The 22,312-nt window shown below is 73.7% G+C and carries 22 protein-coding genes, 1 tRNA gene and 1 pseudogene; 13 read left to right on the top strand and 11 right to left on the bottom strand.

The window, feature by feature from the left end:
• Window positions 1–13: 13 nt before the first annotated feature.
• Together bcp and ACH4OA_RS05595 are read left to right on the top strand one after the other, a co-directional pair.
• Window positions 14–481 carry a thioredoxin-dependent thiol peroxidase gene (bcp, locus tag ACH4OA_RS05600; protein ID WP_365872236.1) on the top strand — a complete coding sequence of 156 codons (468 nt, stop codon included), beginning with the start codon at window positions 14–16 and terminating at the stop codon, window positions 479–481.
• Window positions 482–527: 46 nt separating this feature from the next.
• Window positions 528–614 (top strand) — tRNA-Leu (locus ACH4OA_RS05595).
• Between the two features lie 4 nt (window positions 615–618).
• On the opposite strand, the gene rdgB is transcribed toward ACH4OA_RS05595, so the two are convergent.
• Complete coding sequence (gene rdgB / locus ACH4OA_RS05590; protein ID WP_365872238.1) at window positions 619–1,221, bottom strand: RdgB/HAM1 family non-canonical purine NTP pyrophosphatase; 603 nt, start codon at window positions 1,219–1,221, stop codon at window positions 619–621.
• 43 nt (window positions 1,222–1,264) lie between these two features.
• Complete coding sequence (locus ACH4OA_RS05585; RefSeq protein ID WP_397967780.1) at window positions 1,265–2,596, bottom strand: SGNH/GDSL hydrolase family protein; 1,332 nt, start codon at window positions 2,594–2,596, stop codon at window positions 1,265–1,267.
• A 193-nt stretch (window positions 2,597–2,789) separates the two neighbouring features.
• Here ACH4OA_RS05585 and ACH4OA_RS05580 point away from each other — a divergent pair, with 193 nt between their 5' ends.
• The gene (locus ACH4OA_RS05580; RefSeq protein ID WP_397941148.1) at window positions 2,790–4,103 is read left to right on the top strand and encodes a DUF445 domain-containing protein; all 1,314 of its coding nucleotides are present in this window, start codon (window positions 2,790–2,792) and stop codon (window positions 4,101–4,103) included.
• 63 nt (window positions 4,104–4,166) lie between these two features.
• Window positions 4,167–5,714: an MFS transporter gene (locus ACH4OA_RS05575; protein WP_365872244.1), complete on the top strand. Its 1,548-nt coding sequence runs from the start codon at window positions 4,167–4,169 to the stop codon at window positions 5,712–5,714.
• Between the two features lie 170 nt (window positions 5,715–5,884).
• Here ACH4OA_RS05575 and ACH4OA_RS05570 read toward each other — a convergent pair whose 3' ends face one another.
• Entirely contained in the window at window positions 5,885–6,370 is a 486-nt protein-coding gene (locus tag ACH4OA_RS05570) for a hypothetical protein (protein WP_397967778.1), read from the bottom strand.
• A 152-nt stretch (window positions 6,371–6,522) separates the two neighbouring features.
• On the opposite strand from ACH4OA_RS05570, the gene ACH4OA_RS05565 reads away from it, so the two are divergent.
• A complete protein-coding gene (locus ACH4OA_RS05565; protein WP_397967777.1) occupies window positions 6,523–7,473 on the top strand; it encodes a GlxA family transcriptional regulator in 951 nt (316 codons plus the stop codon).
• Between the two features lie 85 nt (window positions 7,474–7,558).
• Here ACH4OA_RS05565 and ACH4OA_RS05560 read toward each other — a convergent pair whose 3' ends face one another.
• On the bottom strand, window positions 7,559–7,864 hold the full coding sequence (locus ACH4OA_RS05560) for a hypothetical protein (RefSeq protein WP_397941140.1): 306 nt from the start codon (window positions 7,862–7,864) through the stop codon (window positions 7,559–7,561).
• A 199-nt stretch (window positions 7,865–8,063) separates the two neighbouring features.
• On the opposite strand from ACH4OA_RS05560, the gene ACH4OA_RS05555 reads away from it, so the two are divergent.
• Both ACH4OA_RS05555 and ACH4OA_RS05550 read left to right on the top strand, forming a co-directional pair.
• Window positions 8,064–8,492 (top strand): Hsp20/alpha crystallin family protein, encoded by a 429-nt coding sequence (locus ACH4OA_RS05555; RefSeq protein ID WP_397947354.1) that lies wholly within the window; start codon window positions 8,064–8,066, stop codon window positions 8,490–8,492.
• Window positions 8,493–8,741: 249 nt separating this feature from the next.
• A complete protein-coding gene (locus ACH4OA_RS05550) occupies window positions 8,742–9,227 on the top strand; it encodes a DUF2267 domain-containing protein (protein WP_397967776.1) in 486 nt (161 codons plus the stop codon).
• An 86-nt stretch (window positions 9,228–9,313) separates the two neighbouring features.
• On the opposite strand, the gene ACH4OA_RS05545 is transcribed toward ACH4OA_RS05550, so the two are convergent.
• The 3 genes from ACH4OA_RS05545 to ACH4OA_RS05535 all read right to left on the bottom strand — a co-directional run bounded on the left by ACH4OA_RS05545 (window position 9,314) and on the right by ACH4OA_RS05535 (window position 12,351).
• Window positions 9,314–9,781, bottom strand: a complete 468-nt coding sequence (locus ACH4OA_RS05545) for a very short patch repair endonuclease (protein ID WP_397941119.1) — start codon at window positions 9,779–9,781, stop codon at window positions 9,314–9,316.
• A 24-nt stretch (window positions 9,782–9,805) separates the two neighbouring features.
• Window positions 9,806–10,816: an SEC-C metal-binding domain-containing protein gene (locus ACH4OA_RS05540; RefSeq protein WP_397967773.1), complete on the bottom strand. Its 1,011-nt coding sequence runs from the start codon at window positions 10,814–10,816 to the stop codon at window positions 9,806–9,808.
• Between the two features lie 62 nt (window positions 10,817–10,878).
• Window positions 10,879–12,351, bottom strand: coding sequence for a glycoside hydrolase (locus ACH4OA_RS05535; RefSeq protein ID WP_397967770.1), 1,473 nt, complete (start codon window positions 12,349–12,351; stop codon window positions 10,879–10,881).
• Between the two features lie 219 nt (window positions 12,352–12,570).
• On the opposite strand from ACH4OA_RS05535, the gene ACH4OA_RS05530 reads away from it, so the two are divergent.
• The 3 genes from ACH4OA_RS05530 (at window position 12,571) to ACH4OA_RS05520 (ending at window position 14,739) form a co-directional block, all read left to right on the top strand.
• Window positions 12,571–12,891 carry a DUF6412 domain-containing protein gene (locus tag ACH4OA_RS05530; protein ID WP_397941113.1) on the top strand — a complete coding sequence of 107 codons (321 nt, stop codon included), beginning with the start codon at window positions 12,571–12,573 and terminating at the stop codon, window positions 12,889–12,891.
• 96 nt (window positions 12,892–12,987) lie between these two features.
• Window positions 12,988–13,716, top strand: a complete 729-nt coding sequence (locus ACH4OA_RS05525) for a YidC/Oxa1 family membrane protein insertase (protein WP_397967767.1) — start codon at window positions 12,988–12,990, stop codon at window positions 13,714–13,716.
• 165 nt (window positions 13,717–13,881) lie between these two features.
• Entirely contained in the window at window positions 13,882–14,739 is an 858-nt protein-coding gene (locus tag ACH4OA_RS05520; RefSeq protein ID WP_365872278.1) for a fumarylacetoacetate hydrolase family protein, read from the top strand.
• A gap of 365 nt (window positions 14,740–15,104) precedes the next feature.
• Here the strand turns inward: ACH4OA_RS05520 and ACH4OA_RS05515 are convergent, their stop codons facing one another.
• The 3 genes from ACH4OA_RS05515 to ACH4OA_RS05505 all read right to left on the bottom strand — a co-directional run bounded on the left by ACH4OA_RS05515 (window position 15,105) and on the right by ACH4OA_RS05505 (window position 17,688).
• Window positions 15,105–15,971: an LLM class F420-dependent oxidoreductase gene (locus ACH4OA_RS05515; RefSeq protein WP_397947348.1), complete on the bottom strand. Its 867-nt coding sequence runs from the start codon at window positions 15,969–15,971 to the stop codon at window positions 15,105–15,107.
• Between the two features lie 92 nt (window positions 15,972–16,063).
• A complete protein-coding gene (locus ACH4OA_RS05510; protein ID WP_397967765.1) occupies window positions 16,064–16,615 on the bottom strand; it encodes a heme-degrading domain-containing protein in 552 nt (183 codons plus the stop codon).
• Entirely contained in the window at window positions 16,615–17,688 is a 1,074-nt protein-coding gene (locus tag ACH4OA_RS05505) for a Gfo/Idh/MocA family oxidoreductase (RefSeq protein WP_397967763.1), read from the bottom strand. Before ACH4OA_RS05505 ends, ACH4OA_RS05510 begins: the two co-directional genes overlap by 1 nt.
• A gap of 194 nt (window positions 17,689–17,882) precedes the next feature.
• Between ACH4OA_RS05505 and ACH4OA_RS05500 the strand changes: the two genes are divergently transcribed.
• Complete coding sequence (locus tag ACH4OA_RS05500; RefSeq protein WP_397967869.1) at window positions 17,883–19,010, top strand: ROK family protein; 1,128 nt, start codon at window positions 17,883–17,885, stop codon at window positions 19,008–19,010.
• 282 nt (window positions 19,011–19,292) lie between these two features.
• Here the strand turns inward: ACH4OA_RS05500 and ACH4OA_RS05495 are convergent.
• Window positions 19,293–19,976: pseudogene (locus ACH4OA_RS05495) on the bottom strand (methyltransferase domain-containing protein); the annotation flags it as partial.
• 219 nt (window positions 19,977–20,195) lie between these two features.
• Between ACH4OA_RS05495 and ACH4OA_RS05490 the strand changes: the two are divergent.
• Together ACH4OA_RS05490 and ACH4OA_RS05485 are read left to right on the top strand one after the other, a co-directional pair.
• A complete protein-coding gene (locus tag ACH4OA_RS05490; protein ID WP_397947345.1) occupies window positions 20,196–21,209 on the top strand; it encodes a hypothetical protein in 1,014 nt (337 codons plus the stop codon).
• Between the two features lie 235 nt (window positions 21,210–21,444).
• Window positions 21,445–22,200 (top strand): GntR family transcriptional regulator, encoded by a 756-nt coding sequence (locus tag ACH4OA_RS05485; RefSeq protein WP_397947344.1) that lies wholly within the window; start codon window positions 21,445–21,447, stop codon window positions 22,198–22,200.
• Window positions 22,201–22,312: the final 112 nt, after the last annotated feature.

The raw sequence follows: 22,312 nt of genomic DNA, 5'->3' as shown, positions 1-22,312 counted from the left end.
TTACGCTGGTCCGATGAGCGAGCGACTGCAGCCCGGGGACGTTGCCCCCGCCTTCACCCTCCCCGACGCCGACGGCAACGAGGTGTCCCTGTCGGACCACAAGGGCCGCAAGGTCATCGTGTACTTCTACCCGGCCGCCCTGACGCCCGGCTGCACCAAGCAGGCCTGCGACTTCACCGACAACCTGGAGGTCCTGGCCTCCGCCGGCTACGACGTCATCGGCGTCTCGCCGGACAAGCCGGAGAAGCTGGCGAAGTTCCGCGACCAGGAGTCCCTGAAGGTCACCCTGCTGGCCGACCCGGACAAGCGGGTCCTGGAGGCGTACGGCGCCTTCGGCGAGAAGAAGCTGTACGGCAAGACGGTCGTCGGCGTCATCCGCTCCACGGTGGTCGTGGACGAGGAGGGCAAGGTCGAACGCGCCCTGTACAACGTCAAGGCCACCGGGCACGTAGCCAAGATCATCAAGGATCTCGGCATCTGACGTCCGAGGGCGCTGCCCGGCCGCTAGCATGGCCGGGCAGCACCAGGCGGCCGTGGTGGAATTGGCAGTCACGCTGGGTTTAGGTCCCAGTGGGGTAACTCCCGTGAGGGTTCGAGTCCCTCCGGCCGCACCAGCGTTCAGCCCAGCAGCTCCCGCACGACGGGCACGAGGGCCCGGAACGCCTTGCCCCGGTGGCTGATGGCGTTCTTCTCCGCCGGACTCAGCTCCGCGCAGGTGCGCGTCTCGCCCTCCGGCTGGAGGATCGGGTCGTAGCCGAAGCCGTGGGTGCCGGCCGGGGTATGCCGCAGGGTGCCGTTCAGCCGGCCCTCCACCACCCGTTCCGTGCCGTCGGGCAGGGCCAGGGCCGCCGCGCAGGCGAAGGAGGCCCCGCGGTGCTCGTCGGCGATGTCGGAGAGCTGGGCGAGCAGCAGGTCCAGGTTGGCCTGGTCGTCGCCGTGCCGGCCGGCCCAGCGGGCGGAGAAGATGCCGGGGGCGCCGTTCAGGACGTCCACGCACAGGCCCGAGTCGTCGGCGACCGCGGGCAGCCCGGTGGCCTGGGCGAGCGCGTGCGCCTTGAGCAGGGCGTTCTCGGCGAAGGTGACGCCGGTCTCCTTGACGTCGGGGACCTCGGGGAAGGCGTCGGCGCCGATCAGTTCGTGCGGCAGTCCGGCCTCGGCGAGGATCGCCCTCAGCTCGGTGATCTTTCCGGCGTTGCGGGTGGCGAGGATCAAGCGGGTCATGCCCGCCAGTATTCCTCCCCGTACCGCGTTCCCCGGCGCCCGGTCACAGCCGGGCCTGTCCCGCGCCCCGCAGCGCCCGCAGGTCGAAGACCTCCGCCATGGTGCGGTAGCCCAGGTCGGAGGGGTGCAGATGGTCACCGGAGTCGTACTCGGGGCGCAGCCGGCGCGGGTCGTAGGGGTCGCGCAGGACCCGGTCGAAGTCGACGACCGCGTCGTACACGCCGCCCGCCCGGATCAGGGCGTTGATCCGCTGCCGCACCTCCTCCCGGGCCGGCGTCCAGCCGCGGTGGCCCCGGAAGGGCATCAGGGTGGCGCCGACGGTCCGCAGGCCGCGCTCGTGCGCCCGGCGGACGAGGGTGCGCAGGCCGGCGACGATCCGGTCGGGGTCGGCGAGGGTGCGCCGGCGCAGGATGTCGTTGACGCCGAGGTCGACGACGACGACCCGGGCGCCCGTGCGGTCCAGGGCGTCCCGCCCGAAGCGGCCCAGACCGCTCTGGTTCCGGGCCGGCCGGCCGGGGCCGTCGGCGAGGACCTGGTTGCCGCTGATGCCCTCGTTGACGACCCCGTAGCGCGGCAGCCGCCGCCCCTCCTCCAGGGCGCCGCGCAGCCGGCCGGCCAGGACGTCGGGCCAGCGGCGGTTGGCGTCGGCGGTGGAGGTGATGCCGTCGGTTATGGAGTCGCCGAACACGACCACCGTGCCGTCGGCCTCGTCGCCGAACACGTCGAGGGCCGTCACGTAGCGCCAGTACGGCGTCCGTCCGGTGTACGGGGTGCCGGTCGTGTCCTCGGTGCGGTCGCCGGTGGCGGCGTACGAGGTCTGCCGGGCGTGCGGGTGGTAGGTGACCGGCCCGGACGGGGTGGGGGAGTAGGTGGTCACCAGGACGTCGGCGCCGTACGGGACGGTGAGGCGCACGGCGTCGCTCACGGCCTGCCCGCCGGCGGGTATGACCACGCCGGTGCTGCCGCCGAAGGTGAGCCGCCGCATCGTCCCCGCCGCGGCCGCGGCACCGCCGTCGCCGGCGGCCAGGGCGAGGGAGGCATGGGTGAGGGTGAGGGCCGACCGGCCGTAGAGGTTGGACAGCGTGACCCGGGCGCCCGTCCCGCCGGCGCTGGTGTGCACCACGTTGCGGACCGAGCGGCCCGCGAGGCCGGCCGCCTCGGTGCCGGGCTCCCCGCCGACCGGCGCGGCGGCCCAGGCGGCGGCCCAGGTGCCGGTGGAGGCGGGAGCGGCGTCCGGATGGCCGTAGGCGCCCGAGGCGAGCGTGCCGCGAGGACTGCCGTGGCCGGCGGCGACAGCGCCGTAGATGGCGGCGGACAGGGCCACGACCAGCGCGACGAGCGCGCTCAGGACGGCATAACCATGACGCTTGGTCACGCTGAAGTTGTTCTCCTCGGAAGGGGAGCGGCGAGGCTCCGGTCTTGCCGCACCCATGATGCGATACGGGCCGGGAAGCCTGACAGGACCCTGCCACCGCTCCCGTCGTACAGACGCCGGGACCCCCTGTCGCGTTCCGCGAGCCGGCCGGGAAGGGACAATTGTGGGCGGGATCACCGAACGGGTGGAGCTGATGGAACCTACCGAGACCGGAACACCGGAGCGGGCCGCGTCGTACCGCACCATGACGGCGTTCACCCCGGCCGACGAGGAACGCCGGCGCGGGGTGCGGCGCATGAAACGCACGGCGACGGGCCTGCTGCTGTGCGTCGCGGTGGTGTACGTCCTGGCGAAGACGGCCGGGAACGCGGGCGCCGGGGCGTGGACCGGCTATGTGGCGGCGGCGGCCGAGGCCGGCATGGTGGGCGCGCTCGCCGACTGGTTCGCGGTCACCGCCCTGTTCCGGCACCCGCTCGGGCTGCCCATCCCGCACACCGCGATCATCCCCACCAAGAAGGACCAGCTGGGCGTCTCGCTGGGCGAGTTCGTCGGCGAGAACTTCCTCTCCGAGAACGTCGTACGGCAGCGGCTGCGCGCGGTCGGCATCGGCGGCCGGCTCGGCGCCTGGCTGGCGGAACCCGAGCACGCGGACCGGGTGACGGCGGAACTGGCCACCGCCCTGCGCGGCGCGCTGACCGTGCTGCGCGACTCCGATGTGCAGGCGGTCGTCGGCGAGGCCATCACCCGGCGGGCCGAGGCCCAGGAGATCGCGCCCGGCATCGGCAAGACCCTGGAGCGGATCGTCGCCGATGGCGGGCACCGGCGGGTGGTGGACCTGGTGGTGAACCGCGCGCACGACTGGCTGGTGGTGCACCGGTCCGATGTGATGGTGGCCGTGGAGGGCGGGGCGCCCGGCTGGACCCCGCGGTTCGTGGACCGCAAGGTCGGCGAGCGGGTCTACAAGGAACTGCTGCGGTTCGTCACCGAGATGCGCGACATGCCCTCGCATCCGGCGCGCGGCGCGCTGGACCGCTTCCTCACCGACTTCGCCGCCGACCTCCAGTCGGACACCGACACCCGGGCGCGGGTGGAGCGGCTCAAGGGCGAGGTGCTGGGCCGGGGCGAGGTGCAGGACTTGATCGCGTCCGTGTGGACGGCCGTACGGTCGATGATCGTGGCCGCGGCCGAGGACGAGCACAGCGAGCTGCGGCTGCGGGTGCGGGCCGCGCTGCTGTCGCTGGGCTCCCGGATGGCGACCGAGGCGAAGGTGCAGGACAAGGTCGACTCCTGGGTGGAGGGCGCGGCGGTGCACGTCGTGACGACCTACCAAAGGGAGATCACCTCGCTGATCACCGACACCGTGGCGGGCTGGGACGCCGAGCACACCACCCGGAAGATCGAGGCGCACATCGGCCGCGACCTGCAGTTCATCCGGATCAACGGCACGGTGGTGGGATCCCTGGCGGGACTGGCGATCTACGCCCTCTCGCGCGGGCTGGGGGCCTGACCGGACTGTTCCGGCGAGGTCAGGGCACCCGATGATCCGTCCTTCGAGGAGGAGGGAGCCCCTATGAGCACTGCTCAGACGCCGCCCGCCGAGGCCGGCCGGACGATCACCACGAACATCCCGGCCCGGCTGGACCGGCTGCCCTGGTCGCGCTGGCACTGGACGATCGTGATCGGTCTGGGCACGGTGTGGATCCTGGACGGCCTGGAGGTCACGGTCGTCGGCAACATCGCCGGCCGGCTGGCGGAGCCCGGCAGCGGCCTGTCGATCTCCTCCGGGCAGATCACCGGCGTCGCCGCCGCGCTCTATGTCGCGGGTGCCTGCGTCGGAGCCCTGTTCTGGGGCCGGCTGACCGACCGCTTCGGCCGCAAGAACCTCTTCATGATCACCCTGGCGGTGTATCTCGCGGCCACGGCCATGACCGCCGTCTCCTGGGAGGCCTGGTGGTTCTTCCTGTTCCGCTTCCTGACCGGCTTCGGCATCGGCGGTGAGTACGCGGCGATCAACTCCGCGATCGACGAGCTGATCCCGGCCGACTACCGGGGCCGCGTCGACCTGATCATCAACGGCAGCTTCTGGCTGGGCGCCGTCGGCGGTTCCCTGCTGTCGATCGTCGCGCTGGACACGAACCTGCTGGCCGCGAACGTCGGCTGGCGGCTGACGTTCGCCCTCGGCGCCGTCCTCGCACTGGTCATCCTGCTGGTACGGCGGCACGTTCCGGAGAGCCCGCGCTGGCTGCTGATCCACGGCCGGGACCGGGAGGCGGAGGAGATCGTCTCCGGCATCGAACGGCAGGTCGAGGCGGACCGCGGCGAGCCGCTGCCCGAGGCCGAGGGCGAGCTGGAGATCCGCCAGCGCAAGAGCGTGGGCTTCCTGGAGATCGCCCGCACGGTCTTCGGCCGCTACCGCAGGCGCGCGGTGCTCGGCTTCGCCCTCTTCATCGGCCAGGCGTTCCTCTACAACGCCATCACCTTCGGCTTCGGCGCCATCCTGACCAAGTTCTTCGACGTGCCCACCGGCCGCACCGGCTACTACTTCGCGGTGATCGCGGTCGGCAACTTCTGCGGCCCGCTGCTGCTCGGCAAGCTGTTCGACACGGTCGGCCGGCGCGTGATGATCTCCTCGACCTACCTGCTGTCGGGCGTGCTGCTGTTCGGCACGGCGTACCTGTTCGACCGGGGCGCGCTGAACGCGGTCACGCTGACCGCCTGCTGGTGCGCGGTGCTGTTCTTCGCCTCGGCGGGCGCCTCCAGCGCCTACCTCACGGTGTCGGAGGTCTTCCCGATGGAGACCCGGGCGATGTCCATCGCCTTCTTCTACGCCCTCGGCACCGCGGCCGGCGGCATCAGCGGCCCGCTGCTCTTCGCCGACCTCACCGGCACCGGCCGGGTCGGCGACACGGTCCTCGCCTTCTGCGTCGGCGCGGCGCTGATGTGCGCCGCCGGTCTGGTCGCCGTGTTCCTCGCGGTACGGGCCGAACGCCGCTCCCTGGAGGACATCGCCCGCCCGCTGACGGCGGTGGCGGGCCGGGCCAAGTCGGCGGCCAAGGGCACGCGCCCCGGCACCCAGGGCCGCGGCCCGACGGCGCCGCCGGCGGTGGGCAGGCCGTGAGCGGAGGGGGCTGACCGCGGTGACGCGGCCGGTGCCGGTCGGGTGCTGGTTCGGTGCCTGTGGTGCCGACGCCGGCCGCGTCAGGCGGACTACGGAGGGCTGCTGGAAGCTGCGGCGGACTGCTGCGGTTTACGGCGCACTGCCGCGGGCTGCGTCGGGTTCGGGCGGGCTCAGGCGCCGGTCGTGGAGCCCGGCCGTACGATCATCAGCACGGTGACGGCGGCCCACAGCAGGTTGAACAGCCCGGTGTACATCCCGAGCCGCGCGGTCGTCCGCCGGGTGCCCGCGCCGTCCAGCAGCGCCGACTGGGCGGGGAGCACCAGCGCGGCCAGGACGAGGGCGGCGAGGGCGGTCAGCGCGATCGACACGATCAGCCAGGCACTGCCGAGCACGCCCAGTCGGCTCGCGGTGGCGAACCCGAAGACCGGGACGACGACGCCGACGACGGCGTAGACCCGGCAGATCCGGTGCAGCAGGTGCAGTGTTCCGGCGGCGTCGGGGCCGTCCGAGGCATCGGCACTGGCCCCGGTGCCGGCACCGGTGGCGGTGACGAAGGCCCGGCGCGCGGCGGGCGGGAACATGCTGGCGGCGACGGCGACGGGACCGATGGCGAGGATCGCGGCGATGACGTGGACGGCGAGCAGGAACTTGGTCACGGGCCGACGCTAGGGGCCGCGAGGATCATGGAGAACCGGCAGGATTGCCACACCCCAACGGATTCCCGCCACCCGGCGCCTGCCCGGCCGTGGCGGCACCCCCGCTGGTCGGCCGACTTGGCGACAACCTGTCGTACAGCTAGTTTCCCGCCATGCACACCGTGGCCGTACTCGCGCTGGACGGCGTCATCCCGTTCGACCTCTCCGCTCCCGTCGACACCTTCGGCCGGGCCCGGCTGCCCGACGGCCGGGAACCGTACCGGGTGCGGGTCTGCTCGCTGCGCGAGGAGGTGAGCGCGGGCGCCTTCACGGTCCGGGCGCCGTACCGACTGGAAGCGCTCGCCGAGGCGGACACGATCATCCTGCCCGGCGTCGCGGAACCGCCGCCGGAGCTGCCGCCCGGGGTCGCCGAGGCGCTGCGCGCGGCGGCGGCGAACGGCACCCGCATCGCGTCGATCTGCGTCGGCGCGTTCCTCTTCGCGGCGACGGGCCTGCTGGACGGACTGCGCGCGACGACCCACTGGGTGGCGGCCGGCCACCTGGCGGCGCGGTACCCGGAGGTGACCGTCGACCCGAACGTCCTGTACGTCGACAACGGCCAGTTCCTCACCTCGGCGGGCGCGGCGGCGGCCCTGGACATGTGCCTGCACATGATCCGCGCCGACTTCGGCTCGGCGGTCGCCGCGCACGCGGCCCGGATGTCGGTGATGCCGCTGGAACGGGAGGGCGGGCAGGCCCAGTTCATCGTCCACGACCTGCCCCCGGCCCCGGCCGGCGCGACCCTGGAGCCCCTGCTGCACTGGCTGGAGGACCACTGCGACCGCGATCTGACGCTGGAGGGCATCGCGGCCGAGGCCGGCATGAGCACGCGCACCCTCAACCGCCGCTTCCGCGACCAGACCGGGACGACACCGCTGCAGTGGCTGCACCGGGCGCGGGTACGGCGGGCCCAGTACCTGCTGGAGACCACGGACCACCCCGTGGAACGCATCGCCGCGCAGACGGGCTTCGGCTCGCCCACGGCCTTCCGGGAACGCTTCCGGAGGGTGGTGGGCACGAGCCCGCACGGCTACCGGAAGGCGTTCCGGGAGACGGTGTCGTGAACGGCGCCGTAAACGATGCCGTGAACGGTGTCGTGCACGGTTTCGCGGGGGAGGGGCGGGCCGGACGCTGCTGGTGCCGCCGCGCTCACTCCTTGCCGCGGTCGGCGACGGCCCAGGAGGCGAGGGCGACGGCGCCGGCGACACCGAGGACGGAAGGCCAGGCGCCGACCTTCTTGGCCAGCGGGTGGGACCCGGCGAAGGCGGCGACGTACGCGGCGGTCAGCGCGCCCGCGGCCTTCCCGCCGGCCCGCGCGCGCCACTGCTGCGCCGCCGCGGCGCCCGCGACGGCCAGAACGGCCCCGCCGAGCTGCCGCTTCTTGGTCCAGCGGGCGACGCCGTAGCCGCCGACGAGCCCGGTAGCGGCGACGACCGCGCTGGGAACCCTGGCCATGAGTGCCTCCTCGTAACCCTCGTCATCCCTTATGTCTGTCGGTCCGCTCCCGAGACTAACGCGGGGAACCAGGCGGAACCGACGTGGGGACCGGTGGACGGAGCGGACCTGAGTCGAGGGTTGTCAAGTTTTCGGCGGAGAGTTATATAAGAAGCCGTAGGGCATCGCACACAGCGCCTGAAGAGAGGAGTGACCTGTGATGCTCATGCGCACGGACCCCTTCCGTGAACTCGACCGGCTCGCGCAGCAGGTGCTCGGCGGCGACGCCGCCCGCCCGGCCGCGATGCCGATGGACGCCTACCGGTCCGGAGACGAGTTCCTCGTCCACTTCGACCTGCCCGGCATCGACCCCGAGACGATCGCGCTGGACGTCGAGCGCAATGTCCTCAGCGTCCGCGCCGAGCGCCGCGGACCCGCTCCGGAGGGCGCGGAGGTGCTGGTCGCGGAACGGCCTGCGGGCACCTTCACCCGCCAACTGTTCCTGGGCGAAACACTCGACACGGACCGCATCGACGCCTCGTACGACGCCGGCGTCCTCACCCTGCGCATCCCGGTGGCCGAACAGGCCAGGCCGCGCCGCATCCCGATCACCGGCGGGGGCGGCGGCCCGAGGCAACTGAGCGGCTGACACCGCACTTTGCCGAACCGAGCGCGTCCCGGGACCGGACCGGGACCGGGACGCGACCGCACCTACGTGCGAATGCGAGCGCCGGATGCCCAAGCATCCCCGTCCGCCCACACCCCACGCCCCAGGCACCCCATGCCCCCCAGGCACATCCCAGGCCACAGGTTGGCAGAACTCCCGCTCATGCGGCCCGCATTACGGGGTACCGGGGGTTGCGGTGCCCCGAAGCGTCCCGGAGGAGGAGCCAGCACGATGACCGTGACGACCCCGCAGCCCAGAACCACCATTCCCGCCCCGACCTCTTCCCCGCTCCCCCGCACCCGGGACGCGGCCGAGGACACCGGCTGGCTGGAGCTGACCGAGGCGGTAAGGGAGGCGGGCCAGTACCCGACGAGGGCGGAGGCGGAACGTATCACCCGCACCGTCCTGGCGGCCCTGGGCGGCCACGTGACCGGCGAGGAACGCGTGTCCCTGGCCCAGGCGCTCCCCCGGGAGGCGGGCCGGGTGATCGCGTCCCAGATCCCCGCGGTCCACCCGCTGACGGCACGCGAGTTCGTCGAGTCGGTGGCCACCCGCCTGGATGACGCGACCCCGGCGACGGCCCGCTGGGACGTCAGCTCGGTCCTGGGCGTCCTGTCCACCCACCTAGGCGAAACCCTGACCACCCGAATCCTGACCCAACTCCCCCCGGGCTACGCCCTCCTGTTCGGCCGAGCGGAACTGGCGGCGACGGCGTAGAGACTGACGACGAGTCTCGGGGCGCCTTCCGACGCTTACAGCGCCGGTCCGTCTTGCCACAGTCGGAGCAGATGATCCTGCCTGTGTCAGCTGCTCCCGGAACCAGCAGCCCTTCGGCGCCGGCGCACAGCCGCGGCGATCTTGTCCGCGCAGGCGTCTGACGGCTCGTGCTCCCAGAAGCGGAGCACGAGCCATCCGGCGTTCTGCAGACGCTGGTCGGTGTCCCGGTCCCGCTCGACGTTGCGGACTACCTTTTCGGACCAGTAACCCGAGTTGGTTTTCGGCGGGACGTAATGTTCGGGGCAGCCATGCCAGTAGCAGCCGTCGACAAACACCGCCACCTTCGCCGGACCGAAGACCATGTCCGCCGTCCGGCGGAGGTCCGGCAAAGGGCGTGCGGCAACGCGATAGCGCAGCCCCCGGGCGTGCACCAGCCGCCGGATCAGCGTTTCCGGCTTGGTGTCCCGGCTGCGGATCGCCTGCATATTGCGACGACGTGCCGCGGATGAGGCCCAGGAGCCTGGCGGCGGTTTCCAGGGAAGCTCTTCGGACACGTTGACAAGCCTAGCCCGCTGACTTCAGGCGCCATGACACTGTGCGTAGGCCTGCCCGGCCCCACACCAGCACTCCGCCCCCCGTTCCGGTGGCCACGCTGTTGCTCGGCCTCGGGATGCCAGGGTCGTCGCGTACTGCGGGAGCAGGGTGGTGTCCGTCGGAGGGCTGGCTTCCGAGGCTGCGAAGGCCTCGTAGGACGGGACCGTGCCGGTGACGATGCCGAGGTTGGCGGTGCCGGAGGCGGCGAGTTCCCGGAGGGCGGACTCTATGGTCGCCAGGTGCTCGGAGTGGGACGGGTACTCCGTGGACAGCGCCGGGTACGCCGACACCAGTTCGGTCAGCTCCGGGGCCGGCCAGTGCAGGACCGCCACCGGGAACGGGCGGGACAGGGCCTCCCGGTAGGCGCCCAGTTCGGCGCGGAGGCGGGAGATCTCCGCCTCCAGTTCCGCCGGGTTGTCCGAGCCCAGGGACCACACCCGTTTCGGGTCGTGGAGTTCGTCCAGGGAGACCGGGGCCGTATGGAGGGTGTCCGCCAGGGTGTCCCAGTCGTCGTGCGGCAGGCCCAGCATGCGGCGGACGCGGTGGCGGCCGTAGAGGACGGGGTGGGTGGCGGGGGCCGGGTTCGCGGAGTCCGGCAGCAGCAGGCGCGCGGCCTCCGTGAACGTCTGCTCCGCCGCCTCCAGCTCGTCGTGCGACTCCAGGGCCTCGGCCACGATCACCCAGGGCGCCGGGTCCCGCGGTGCCGTGGTGCGGACGCCCTCGATGATCGCCCGCGCCTCCGCCTCGTGGCCGTACTCCCACAGGTTCGACGCCTTCAGGGCGCGGACCAGGGCGGGGTTGTCCAGTCCTGCGGCGGAGGCCAGCAGACGGTCGTAGAGCGTGGTCGCCGCGGGGCGGTCGCCGGACAGTTCCAGGTGGGCCGCCGCCCGCAGCAGAAGGGTCTCGGCGTCCTCGGGATACAGGCCGGCGGTCCGCTCCAGGCGTGCCGCTTCTGCGGTGTGGTCGACGTTCTCGGCAGGCGTGTCGGGGCGCATGGGGGACACCGTACTGCCGGCCGGTGACAAACGGGCGGTGCGGAGGGGGTGGGAGGCGGCGCCTACACCATGACACCGTCGATCTGGAGTGTCTGGACCGACTTCGCCGCGAAGGGGACCGACAGCGACCTGCCGTTCAGGTAGGTGTCCGCATGGGCCGTGTAGCGGTCGCCGCCGGTGGTGACCGTGTTCCAGCGCGGGACCAGGCCGCCCGGGCCGCCGGTGACGGCGGAGAAGCGGGAGAGGTCGAAGGTCAGGGTCTGGGCGGCGGCGGAGGTGTTCGCGGCCACGATCACCAGGCGTCTCGCCGTACGGTCCAGGGCCGCGGCCGCAGAGCCGGCGCCGGTGTCCAGGATCGTCATGCCGGGGCGGATGTGGCGGGTGAACTGGGCGAGGACGTAGTACTTCGTCTGCACCGCGCCCGGCCGGAGCGTGCCCGGGTCGTAGGCGATCGCCGCCCAGCCCGCGCTCGGGTCCATCACCTGCCAGTACACCCAGGCGGTGGGGTGCAGCCAGCGGAAGTCGTAGAGGAGGTTGCCGGCCGTCGTCAGGCCGGTGGCGTCGCCGTCGCCGGTCTCCGAGTTCCACAGCGCCTTGCGGGCCGTGGAGACGACGTCCGTGTACAGCAGGTCGCGGCGGCCTCCGGAGCCCTGGTAGCCGTGCACGTTGACCCGGTCGACGTAGCCCTTCGTCGTGGCGGAGAAGGAGTTCCAGGTGGTGCGGGCCAGGTCGTAGCCGGTCTCGTCCGACGCGGCTATCCGGGTGCCCGTCAGGCCGCGTTTGTCCAACTCCGCGCGCAGATGCGGCAGTACGGCCGCCTGCACGCTCGCGTCGACGTGGCAGCCCTCCTGGGTGCCGGTCGCGGTCCACCAGGACGAGGACGGCTCGTTGAAGGCCTCGATCGTCGCGAAGGTCACGCCCCAGTGCTGCTTGGCGTACAGGGCCACGGCGGCGAGGTGGGCGGCGTGCTGGCGGTGGTTCCAGGACTGGAGGTTGTTGCCGCCGTCGGCCGCACCGGACGGATTGTGGTTCGCGCACATCCACCACATCGGGGAGTTGGCGAACAGCTCCGAGGTCGCGCCGCGCTGGGTGGCCTTCACCAGCATGGCCCGCTGGGCGGCGTCCGCCGTCCACTTCCAGGCCGCGGAGGCGGGATCCTCGTTCGTCCAGTCCTGCCAGTAGCCCTCGATCTGCTTGTAGGCGGGGATGTTCGGGGAGACGGCCATCGACGCGCCGTTCACGCTGTTCCAGCCGCACCCGCCCAGGTTGTAGCGGGCGATGTTCAGCCCGAGGCCGGGCAGCGTGGTGCCGTTGTACGTCGTGTTCCCGGTCGTGAAGAAGATGTCGGCGAAGTCGTCGCGGGCGCCGAAGACGTTCGCCCACCAGGCCAGGGAGGTGCCCCAGCCCTCCCACGTGCCGTAGGTGGCGGCCGGGTTCACGGCGATGGTCGCGTCCGCCCGGGCCGTGCCCGTGGCCAGGGCGCTGCCGAGGAGACCGCCGCCCGTGGCGGCCAGGAGTGTTCTGCGTCGGATCATGGGTCGTTCGTGCCTCTCCGTGCGGCTTTCGGCACCGCGTTCCCGAGAGCGGTGCCGACGCGTCCCCCGGCATGCCAACAGGCAGCATCGAGCCGCCGCAGGAGGTTGTCGAGTGTGATGTCGGCCCTTCCGTCGCCCAGTTGAGGAAGTCGGTCCGCAGGCTCGCGGGCCCGGGTGTCTGGCAGACTGGGGCAGTCGGAGAAGGAAGGGGGAGCGGCGATGCGCAATGGTGCCGTCACGCGTCCCCTCGCCCTGCTGCTGTTCCTGGCGCAGGTGTCGGTGCTCCAGGCCGCGCTCCTCGGCGCCGGCGGTCTCACCACCGCCGTCGCCCTCGCCGCGACCGCCACCGCCGCCGCCACGCTCACCGTCTGCACCCTGCTGGCCGCGCGCAGCGTGCCCGCCGTACCGCCGACCCGGGTCCGCACCGCCATCCGCGACCGGGCCCGTCGTACGGCCTTCCTGCCGCAGCGCGATCCCGACGCGCCCGGCCGGCGGCGGCCCAGGGCACCCGGACGGGCCGGTCCGGCGACCGCCGCGTAGGGCACCTCCGCGCCACAGCGCCGACGTGTGACCCGCGCGGGTCGTCATGCCGTTCCCGATCTTCCGGCACGACGAGACCCCCCGGAGGGCTCACCCATGTCCTTTTCCGCTGTCTTCTCCGTCTTCGCTTCCCTGGTCGAGCACCTCGCCGGCCTGCTGACCCCGCTCTTCCACGCTTCCGCGGCGGCCGCCGCGATCGTGCTGTTCACCGCGCTGGTACGGCTCCTCGTGCACCCGCTGTCCCGGGCCGCCGCGCGCGGCCGGCGCGCCCGCACCGCGCTCCAGCCGCGCATCGACGCGCTGCGCGCCCAGCACGCCAAGGACCCGCAGCGGCTCCAGCGGGCGGTGCTGGAACTGCACGCCCAGGAGAAGGTGTCACCGCTGTCCGGCTGTCTGCCCAGCCTGCTCCAACTGCCCGCCTTCTTCCTGCTGTACCACCTCTTCTCCAGCACCACGATCGGCGGCGAGGGCAACAGCCTGCTCGGTCACCGGCTGCTCGGGGCGCCGCTCGGCGGGCACTGGGCCGACGCGCTCGCCGACGGCGGGGCGTTCGGTCCGGCCGGACTGGTCTACCTCGCCCTGTTCGCCCTCGTCGCGGCCGTCGCCACCGTCAACTACCGGCGTGCCCGGCGGACGACGGCCGGACTGCCCGCCCCGGCCGTCGGCGGCGAGCAGGTCCCCGGACTCGCCGCGGTCACCCGGGTCGCCCCGCTGATGTCCTTCTTCACCCTCGTCACCGTGGCGGTCGTCCCGCTGGCCGCCGCGCTGTACGTCGTCACGAGTACGGCGTGGAGCGCGGCGGAACAGTCCCTGCTGTACCGCTGACCCCTGACCCCTGACCCCTGACCGCCGAGCCGTGCCGGGCGGTCCGGTTACGGTCCAGTAGCTGAACAAGGTCTTGCGGAGTGGACAGGGGAATTGGAGGATCAGCCAGTCCTCCGATGGCCGCACACATCCGGCGGGCGACCGCGACCGAGGGAGATGGTGACCATGAAGCTGCTGCGAGTCGGTACGGCCGGGGCCGAGCGTCCGGCACTGCTCGACGCCGGGGGGACGCTCAGGGACCTGTCCGGCCTCGTGGACGACATCGACGGCGCGTTCCTCGCCGACGACACCGCGCTCGGCCGGGTACGGGCGGCGGCCGAGGCCGGCGAGCTGCCCGCGCTGGACCCGGCCGGACTGCGGACCGGGCCCCCGGTCGGCCGCATCGGGAAGGTCGTGTGCATCGGGCTGAACTACCACGACCACGCCCGCGAGACCGGTGCCGAGGCGCCCGGGGAGCCGGTCGTCTTCCTCAAGGCGCCGGACACGGTCGTCGGGCCGCACGACACGGTGCTGGTGCCGCGCGGCTCGGTGAAGACCGACTGGGAGGTCGAACTCGCGGTCGTCATCGGCCGTACGGCCCGCTATCTGCGCTCGGTGGACGAAGGGCTCGCGCACGTCGCCGGGTACGCGGTGGCGCACGACGTCTCCGAGCGGGAGTACCAGATCGAGCGGGGCGGCACCTGGGACAAGGGCAAGAACTGCGAGACGTTCAACCCGCTGGGCCCCTGGCTGGTGACCGCCGACGAGGTGGCCGACCCGCAGAACCTGCCGCTGCGCCTGTGGGTGAACGGGGAGCTGAAGCAGGACGGCACGACGGCCGAGCAGATCTTTCCCGTGGGCGAGGTCGTGCGCTACCTCAGCCACTTCATGACCCTGTACCCCGGTGACGTGATCAACACGGGGACGCCGGCGGGAGTGGCCATGGGGCAGCCCGAGCCCAAGCCGTATCTGCGCGCCGGCGACGTGGTCGAGCTGGAGATCGAGGGGCTCGGCCGGCAGCGGCAGGAGCTGAAGGACGCGTAGCCGCTTCGGGGGCGGCGGCGGGGGCGGCCGCGGCGGAATCGCCGCGGCCTCGCTTCCGGGCGCGGGCGGTGCGCGGCCGGAAGCGAGGCAAGGCGGAGCCGCGGTTGCTCCCCGCCTCCCGGCGGGGCCGGGTGACCGAGCCGAGGCAGCCGGGCCGGTGACCGAGCCGGGCCGGCCGAGTCGGGTGACCGAGCCCGGCCGGCCGAGTCGGGTGACCTGAGCGCCGGTCAGCGGGGCCTGGTCACCCGAGCGGAGGCCGAGCCCGAGCCCGGTCACGGTCACCCGAGTCAGGTGACCCGAGCGCCGGTCACCCGTGTCCGGTCAGCCGGGCGCCGGTCACCCGTGTCCGGTCAGCCGGGCGCCGGTCAGCCGAGCAGGGAAGCCAGGCGGCGCCAGCCCTCGCGTGGCAGCACCTCGCCCGTGTTCGCCGTCACCACCTGGAGGGCCACGTGGTCCGCGCCCGCCTCGTGGAAAGCGGCGATCCGCGCGCGGATCCGGGACTCCTCGCCCCAGGCGAAGACCGCGTCGATGAGCCGGTCGCTGCCGCCGTCGGCGACGTCGTCCTCGGTGAAGCCGGTGCGCAGGAAGTTGTCGGTGTAGTTCGGCAGTTGCAGATAGCGGCCCAGGTAGCCGCGGGCGGTCTCGCGGGCGGTGGCCGGGTCGGACTCCAGGACCACCTTCAGCTCCGGGGCCAGCAGCGGACCGTCGCCCAGGATCTCCCGGGCCCGCGCGGTGTGTTCGGGCGTGACCAGATAGGGGATCGCGCCGGCCGAGCGGTCGCGGGACAGCTCCAGCATCCTGGGGCCCAGCGCGGCCAGGACCCGGCGGTCGGCGGGCACGCCCGCCTTGTCCAGCTCGTCGAGGTAGCCGACCATCGCCGCGTACGGCCGGCTGTAGTCCTTCACCAGCGGGCCGTGGCTCACGCCCAGGCCCAGCGCGAAGCGGCCGGGATGGGCCGTCTCCACCTCGGTGAAGCCGGCCGCCGACGTGGCCGCGTCCTGCTGCCAGATGTTCTGGATGCTGGTGCCGACGACGAGGTGCCGCGTCGCGCCGATCAGCGGGGCCGCGTGGTCGGCGGTGCTGTTGCCGCCCAGCCAGATCGCGCCGTACCCGAGTTCCTCCAGCTCGGCGGCGGCCTCGTCCAGTTCGCCGCGCCGGTCCGGGTCCTCGGCGCGCAGCTCGACGCTCCAGACGCCGTACCGGCCGACGGCCTGCTTCAGTGGGGTGGTCATCCGGGTGATCCCTCCGGTGGTGGGCCTGCCATGATCATCGGTCCTCGGCCAGTGCCAACCGGAGGGTGTCCCGGGTGATTCCCGCCGTTCCCTCAGTCGGCCGAACGGCCCAGGAACTCCTCCAGCGCCTCCACCACGAACCGGTGGTCCTCGAGCTGCGGCAGACCGGAGACGGTCACCGCGCCGATCACGCCGACGCCCTCCACCGTGAGGGGGAAGGAGCCGCCGTGGGCCGCGTACGCGTCGGGGTCCAGCCGGGAGGAGTCCTCGAAGGTCGTGCCCTTGGCGCGGAAGCGGGCGCCGACCAGGTAGGACGGGGCGCCGTAGCGCTCCACCACCCGGCGCTTGCGGGTGATCCAGGCGTCGTTGTCCGGGGCGGCGCCCGGCAGGGCGGCGTGGAAGAGCTGCTGGCCGGCGCGGTGGATGTCGATGGCGACCGGCGCCCGCCGCTCCCGGGCCCGCTCGACCAGGAGGCAGCCGAGGTCCCAGGCGTCCTCGTGGGTGAACCGCCGGAAGACCAGGCGCCGCTGCTGCGCCTCCAGTTCGGCCACCGACGGGACCGGCTCGGACGGGGGGCCGGGAGTGGTCCCGGGGGTGGCACCGGACGGGGTACCGGGGGTGGTCTCAGGGGTGGTCCGGGTCATCAGAGGGTCACCGTCACCTTGTCCCGGGCGGACCTGCGGGCCGCTTCCAGTACGTCGAGCGCGGCGGCCGCCTCCAGGGCGGTCACCGGGTTGGGGCCGGCGACGCGCAGGGCGGCGGCGACGGCGGCGTAGTAGGCGGGGTAGTCGCCCGGCAGGGTCGGTACGGGGGTGCCGCCACCGGACAGCGGCGACTCCCCGGAGCCGATCCGGCCCCACAGCGACTCGTCCTCCGCGCCCCAGTCGGCGAGGGCGGCGGGGCGGCTGCCCTCGCGCAGGGCCGCCTCCTGCGGGTCCAGGCCGTACTTGACGTAGCCCGCGCGGGAGCCCAGCACCCGGAAGCGGGGGCCGAGCTGGGCGGTCGTCGCGGAGACATGGAGGTGGGAGCGGACACCGTTCGCGTGGGTGAGCGCGAGGAAGGTGTCGTCGTCGGCCTCGGCGCCCGGGCGGCGCACGTCCGTCTCGGCGTAGACCTCGGTGACCGGGCCGAAGAGGACCAGGGCCTGGTCGACGACGTGGCTGCCGAGGTCGTAGAGCAGACCGCCGATCTCCGCCGGGTCGCCGGACTCGCGCCAGCCGCCCTTGGGCTTCGGCCGCCAGCGCTCGAAACGGGACTCGAAGCGCCAGGCGTCGCCGAGCGCGCCGTCCGCCAGCAGCTTGCGCAAGGTGAGGAAGTCGTTGTCCCAGCGGCGGTTCTGGAAGACCGACAGCAGCAGGCCGCGCTCCTCGGCGAGGGTGGCGAGCTGCCGGGCCTCGGCCGCGGTGCCGGCGACCGGCTTGTCCACGACCACCGGCAGGCCCGCTTCGAGGGCGGCCGTGGCCAGCGGGACGTGCGTCTTGTTCGGGGAGGCCACGACGACGAGGTCCAGCTCGTCCGCCCGGTCGAACAGTTCCTCGGCGGTGGCCGCGAGCCGCACGTCCGGGAACTCGGCGCGGGCCTGCCCCTGCCGCTCCGGGTTGGCGGTGACCACGGCGTCCAGGGCCAGGCCCTCGGTGGCGGCGATCAGCGGTGCGTGGAAGACGGAGCCGGCGAGGCCGTAGCCGATCAGGCCGACGCGGAGGGGAGTAGCAGTCATGCGCTCCACTTTGGCAACGCTGTTGCGAAAGTGCAAGCGGTGGGGAGAATGGTGGCGTGGACAGGACGAGGCCGACGGCGGGCACGACGGCGAGTACGGCAGACACGACGGCGAGTACGGGGGCGAGTGCGGCGCCGGGTGCGGCGGCGCACGCGACGGGGCAGACGGGCACGGCACGGGCCGCCGGGGCGAACCTGGCTCTGGTGCGCAGCCACAACACCGCGCTGGTGCTGGGGCTGCTGCGGGACGCCGGCCCGGAGGGCATCAGCCGGCTGGAGCTGGCCGAGCGCACCGGGCTGACCCCGCAGGCCGTCAGCAAGATCAGCGCTCGGCTGCGCGAGGCCGGACTCGCGGCGGAGGCCGGCCGGCGGGCGTCGACCGGGGGCAAGCCGCGGACCGTACTGCGGCTGGTGCCGGCGGCCGGACACGCGGTCGGCGTGCACCTGGACCGCGACGAGCTGCGCGTGGTCCTCGTCGACCTGGACGGGACCGTGGTCGGGGAACGGCGCGGCGCACTGGATCTGGGGGCCGGGGCGGAGGCCGTGCTCGGGGCGGTGTGCGCGGCGGTCCGGGAGCTGGCCGGGGAACGGGCGGACGCGGGACGGGCCGGTGCGGCGGGGCTTCCCGGCGCCGGCGGAGTCGCTTGGGCCGGGACCCTGCTCGGGGTCGGGGTGGCGCTGCCCGGGCCGCTGGACCATACGCGGGGCGTGCTGCACCGGGTCACCGGGTTCCCCGAGTGGGACGGCTTCCCGCTGCGGGACGCGCTCGCCGGACGGCTCGGGGTGCCGGTGGTGGTGGACAAGGACACCAACGCGGCGGCGCTCGGGCTGGCGACCGGCGCGCCGGACGTGGCGGGCGGATCGTTCGCCTACCTCCACCTCGGCACCGGGCTCGGGGCCGGCCTGGTGATCGACGGCGGTGTGCACCGCGGGGCGCGGACCGGGGCCGGGGAGTTCGGACACCAGGTCCTCCAACTGGACGGACCGCTGTGCGAGTGCGGGAACCGGGGCTGCGTGGAGGTGCTGTGCCTGGGCGCGGCGGCGCGGGGCGAGACCGGCGAGGCGGCGCGGGTGCTGGGGGTGGCGGCGGGGAACCTGGTGGGCCTGCTGGACATCGACGTGGTCCTGCTCGGCGGGCGTGCGGTCGCCGAGGCACCGGAGGTGTACGTACGGGGCGTCGCGGAGACCCTGGCCGCACGGGCCCGGCGGGTCGCTCCACGAGGCGAGCCGGTGCCGGTCCGGGCCGCACCACGCGGGGAACGACTGGTGGCCGAGGGAGCCGCGCAACTGCTACTGGCACCGGTGTTCGGGCGGGGGAGGTGAGGAGGTGGACGCCCATCCGGCCACCACCGGAACCGACCGACACCGGAACCGGGCGGTGCCGCTGCCGCCCGGGACGGGACGACCGGTCCCCGAGCGGACAGGGTGCCGTGGCCCCGAGCGGTGACGGGACGATCAGACCCGGGGCGGGCAAGCCGCCCCGGCCGAACCGGGGCCGTGGTCGCTCCCGCCTGCAAGCGGGCGAGGTTCTGGCCCTTTGGCCGGCTTGGCCAGCGCCGGGTCCGGATGCGGATGCCCGCGAGGCGGAGGGCGGTCTCGTACGACCGCCTGCACGAGCAGTGTGGCCGCGCTGCGCCGCCCGTCGGCCGTGGGCGGCAGCAGGTCGGTGCTGATCCGGGTGAATCCGGAGTCGTCCAGGACTTTCGTCCAGACGTGTTCCCGGAGCACCCAGCGGCGCAGCGTGGCCGCTTCTCCGTCCGGCGTTCGCGCCGGGATGCCGGCCGGTACGACGTCAGGCTCGGCGGGGGCGCCACCGAGGTAGTGGGCGAGAGTGGAGAACACCAGCCGGCCGCCGGGCCGCAGGGCGATGGCCGCGGCCGGCAGCAGCGCGCGGGGGTCGGTGAAGTCGACCGCGCCGAAGACGCTGTACAGCACGTCATAGGTACCGGCCGTGTCCCGCAGGTGCCGCACGGCATCGGAGCGGAGGATGCGCAGGCGCGGTGCCAGGTGGCCGAACAGGTCGGCGGCCATGGCGTACTGCGCGGGCGAGGCGTCGACGGCGTCGACGCGGGCGGGGGTGTGGCGGGCAGCCAGACAGGCGGCGTGCCAGGCGGCGCCGGCGCCGAGGTCACCGACGACGGCACCGGTCAGGTCGCCCAGGACCTCCGGGCCGGGTCCGCCGTCCTGGCTCCAGCTCCAGTGAAAGGTCCTCGGGACGGCATGGTCGCGTCCGGCGCGGGTGCGGCCGTAGTGGTGCCAGAGGTCTGTGGTGGTCGACACCCGCGGCATCCTGGCAGGCGCAGCCCGGGACCGGGGCGGCTCCGCAGAATCTCATCCCTGCGAGGAGCCGGGTCCGCGACCGGCCACCGGCAGGCCCGGCCGGTGTCGTCCACGGCCAGGACGGCGTGCCCGCCGCGTCGCCGTTGCCCCCGCTGTTCGAGGGGACTTCCCGGGGGGATCGGCATGGCGTCGGCGTTCGTCCGGTTCGTCCGGCATGGTCATGTGTTCATGCGACTGTGCACGTCCCTGTCCCTCTGCCTCGCCGCAGCCGCCGCCACCGTCGTCGTCCCCGGGTCGCCGGGAGCCGCCCAGGCCGACGCGGGCCCGTCCTGTGCCGGTGCCGACGCGGGGACCTTCCCGCTGGCCGGCCGGATCCGGGGCGGTCCCGCTTCCTACGAGGCCGGCGGCGGCTACGGCACCTGGTACATCGACCTCAGCAACACCACCCGCCGGAGCTGCGCCGGCATCCACCCGGTCGTGGTCCTCGTCGACGACGCACGCGCGCTGCGGCCGGGCCAGCCCCGGATGGACTTCTACGAAGGCTCCCGGGTCCGGCCGGTCACCTTCGAGGCCACCGACGCGCAGGAACTGGTCGGTGTGCTGGACGGCGCCGGCTTCGCCGGGTTCACCGTGCCGCCCGGCCGGACCGTCAGCGTCCGCGTCCGGCTCTCGTTCACCTCCGAGGCCGTACCCGGCCGGGTCACCGCCAACACCGCCGTGGTCCAGCGGCGGGGCCAGGACGGGGACTGGGTCGGCGCGTCCGGCGCCTACCGCTTCCAGGTCACCCGGGACGGGGACGGGCCCCCGCAGCGCACCGGAGACCCCCGCAGGACCCCGGACCCCCACGACACCCGGGACCCCCGGGGCACCGACACCCCGCAGGACGCCGAAGGTACGCAAGACCCGGACACCGAAAGCACCCGCGACCCGGACACCGCAGGCACCCAGGACCCGCAGGGTGCCGAGCCCACCCCCAACTCCCTGGACGCCGCGGCCGTACCCCCCGTCCCGACCTCCGCCGCCCCGTCCCTCCCCGCCGGCACCGACGCCACGGACCCGTCCCCGGGCTCCTCCCCGCACTCCGACTTCCCCCTCGCCCGGGAGGCGCGGGACGCCGGGGAGCGGCCGCACGAGCTGGCGCGCACCGGCGGGCTCGGGCTCGCCCAGGGGCTGCTCGCCGCCGTCACCGCCCTGATCGCCCTCGGCACCACCGCCTACCTCCGCTCCCGCGCCCGCCGCTGACCCCGTTCCCGCCCCCGCCGCTGACCCCGTTCCCGCCCCCGCCGCCTACCTGTTCCCGCCCTTGCCGCTGACCTCGGTCCCGCGCCCGCCGCTGACCTGCCGCCGCCTACCCGTTCCCGCGGCCGCCACTGACCCCGATCCGCCCCCGCCCCTCGGCCCGCCCCCCGCCCCCGCCGCTGACCCCGCTCCCGCCCCCGCCCCCGGCCCGCCACCCCCGTCTGCGACGATCCCTCCCGTGGACTACCCGAACGATCAGGCCCCCGGTGCCCCCGTCCGCGCCGGCATTCCCGAGCACGGGCGCATTCCCAAGTACTACGCGGTGAAGGCGCGGATCGCCGCGCTGCTGGAGGAGCTGGGGGAGGGGGGTCTCATCCCCACCGAGCGGGACCTCGCCGAGCGGTACGACGTGGCGCGGGAGACCGTGCGGCAGGCCGTGCGGGAGCTGGTGCTGGAGGGGCGGCTGCGGCGTCAGGGCCGGGGCACGGTGGCCGCCGGGCCCAAGCTGGCCCAGCCGCTGTCCCTGGCCAGCTACACCGAGGGCGTGCGCCGGCAGGGGCGGACGCCCGGCCGTACCCTCGTCACCCTGGACCGGTTCCCGTGCCCGGAGGCGCTCGCCGCCGAGACCGGGCTCACCCGGGGCGAACCCGTCTGGCACCTGGAGCGCGTGCTGCTCGCCGACGACGAGCGGGTCGGCCTGGAGAGCACCTACGTCGCCGTCGCGCGGGTGCCCCGGCTGGACCGCGACTTCGACCCGGACTCGTCCTTCTACGGCTATCTCGCCGCCCAGGGCATCTCCTTCGGGGACGCCGACGAGCGGATCGAGACCGTGCTGGCCACGCCCCGCGAGGCCCTGCTCATCGGCACCCCGCCCGCCCTGCCCATGCTGCTGATCCACCGGGTGTCCCGGGACACCGGGGGCCGCCCGCTGGAGCGGGTGCGGTCGCTGTACCGGGGCGACCGGTTCTCCTTCACCGCCCATCTCACGGGCTGAATCGTCCGCGTACGGCCGGGAATCACCCCTCCCGGAACATCACGAAAACATAACGGGTCTAGCCCAGACTTGCGAGGTCGTTCACGCTCTCGTCGTCAGCCGGATGTCTCCG

Origin of the sequence: Streptomyces sp. NPDC017095 (assembly GCF_044332325.1) — a bacterium.
Classification (GTDB): domain Bacteria; phylum Actinomycetota; class Actinomycetes; order Streptomycetales; family Streptomycetaceae; genus Streptomyces.
The sequence above is the reverse complement of the archived record's forward strand: the minus strand, read 5'-3'. Positions and strand labels throughout refer to the sequence as shown.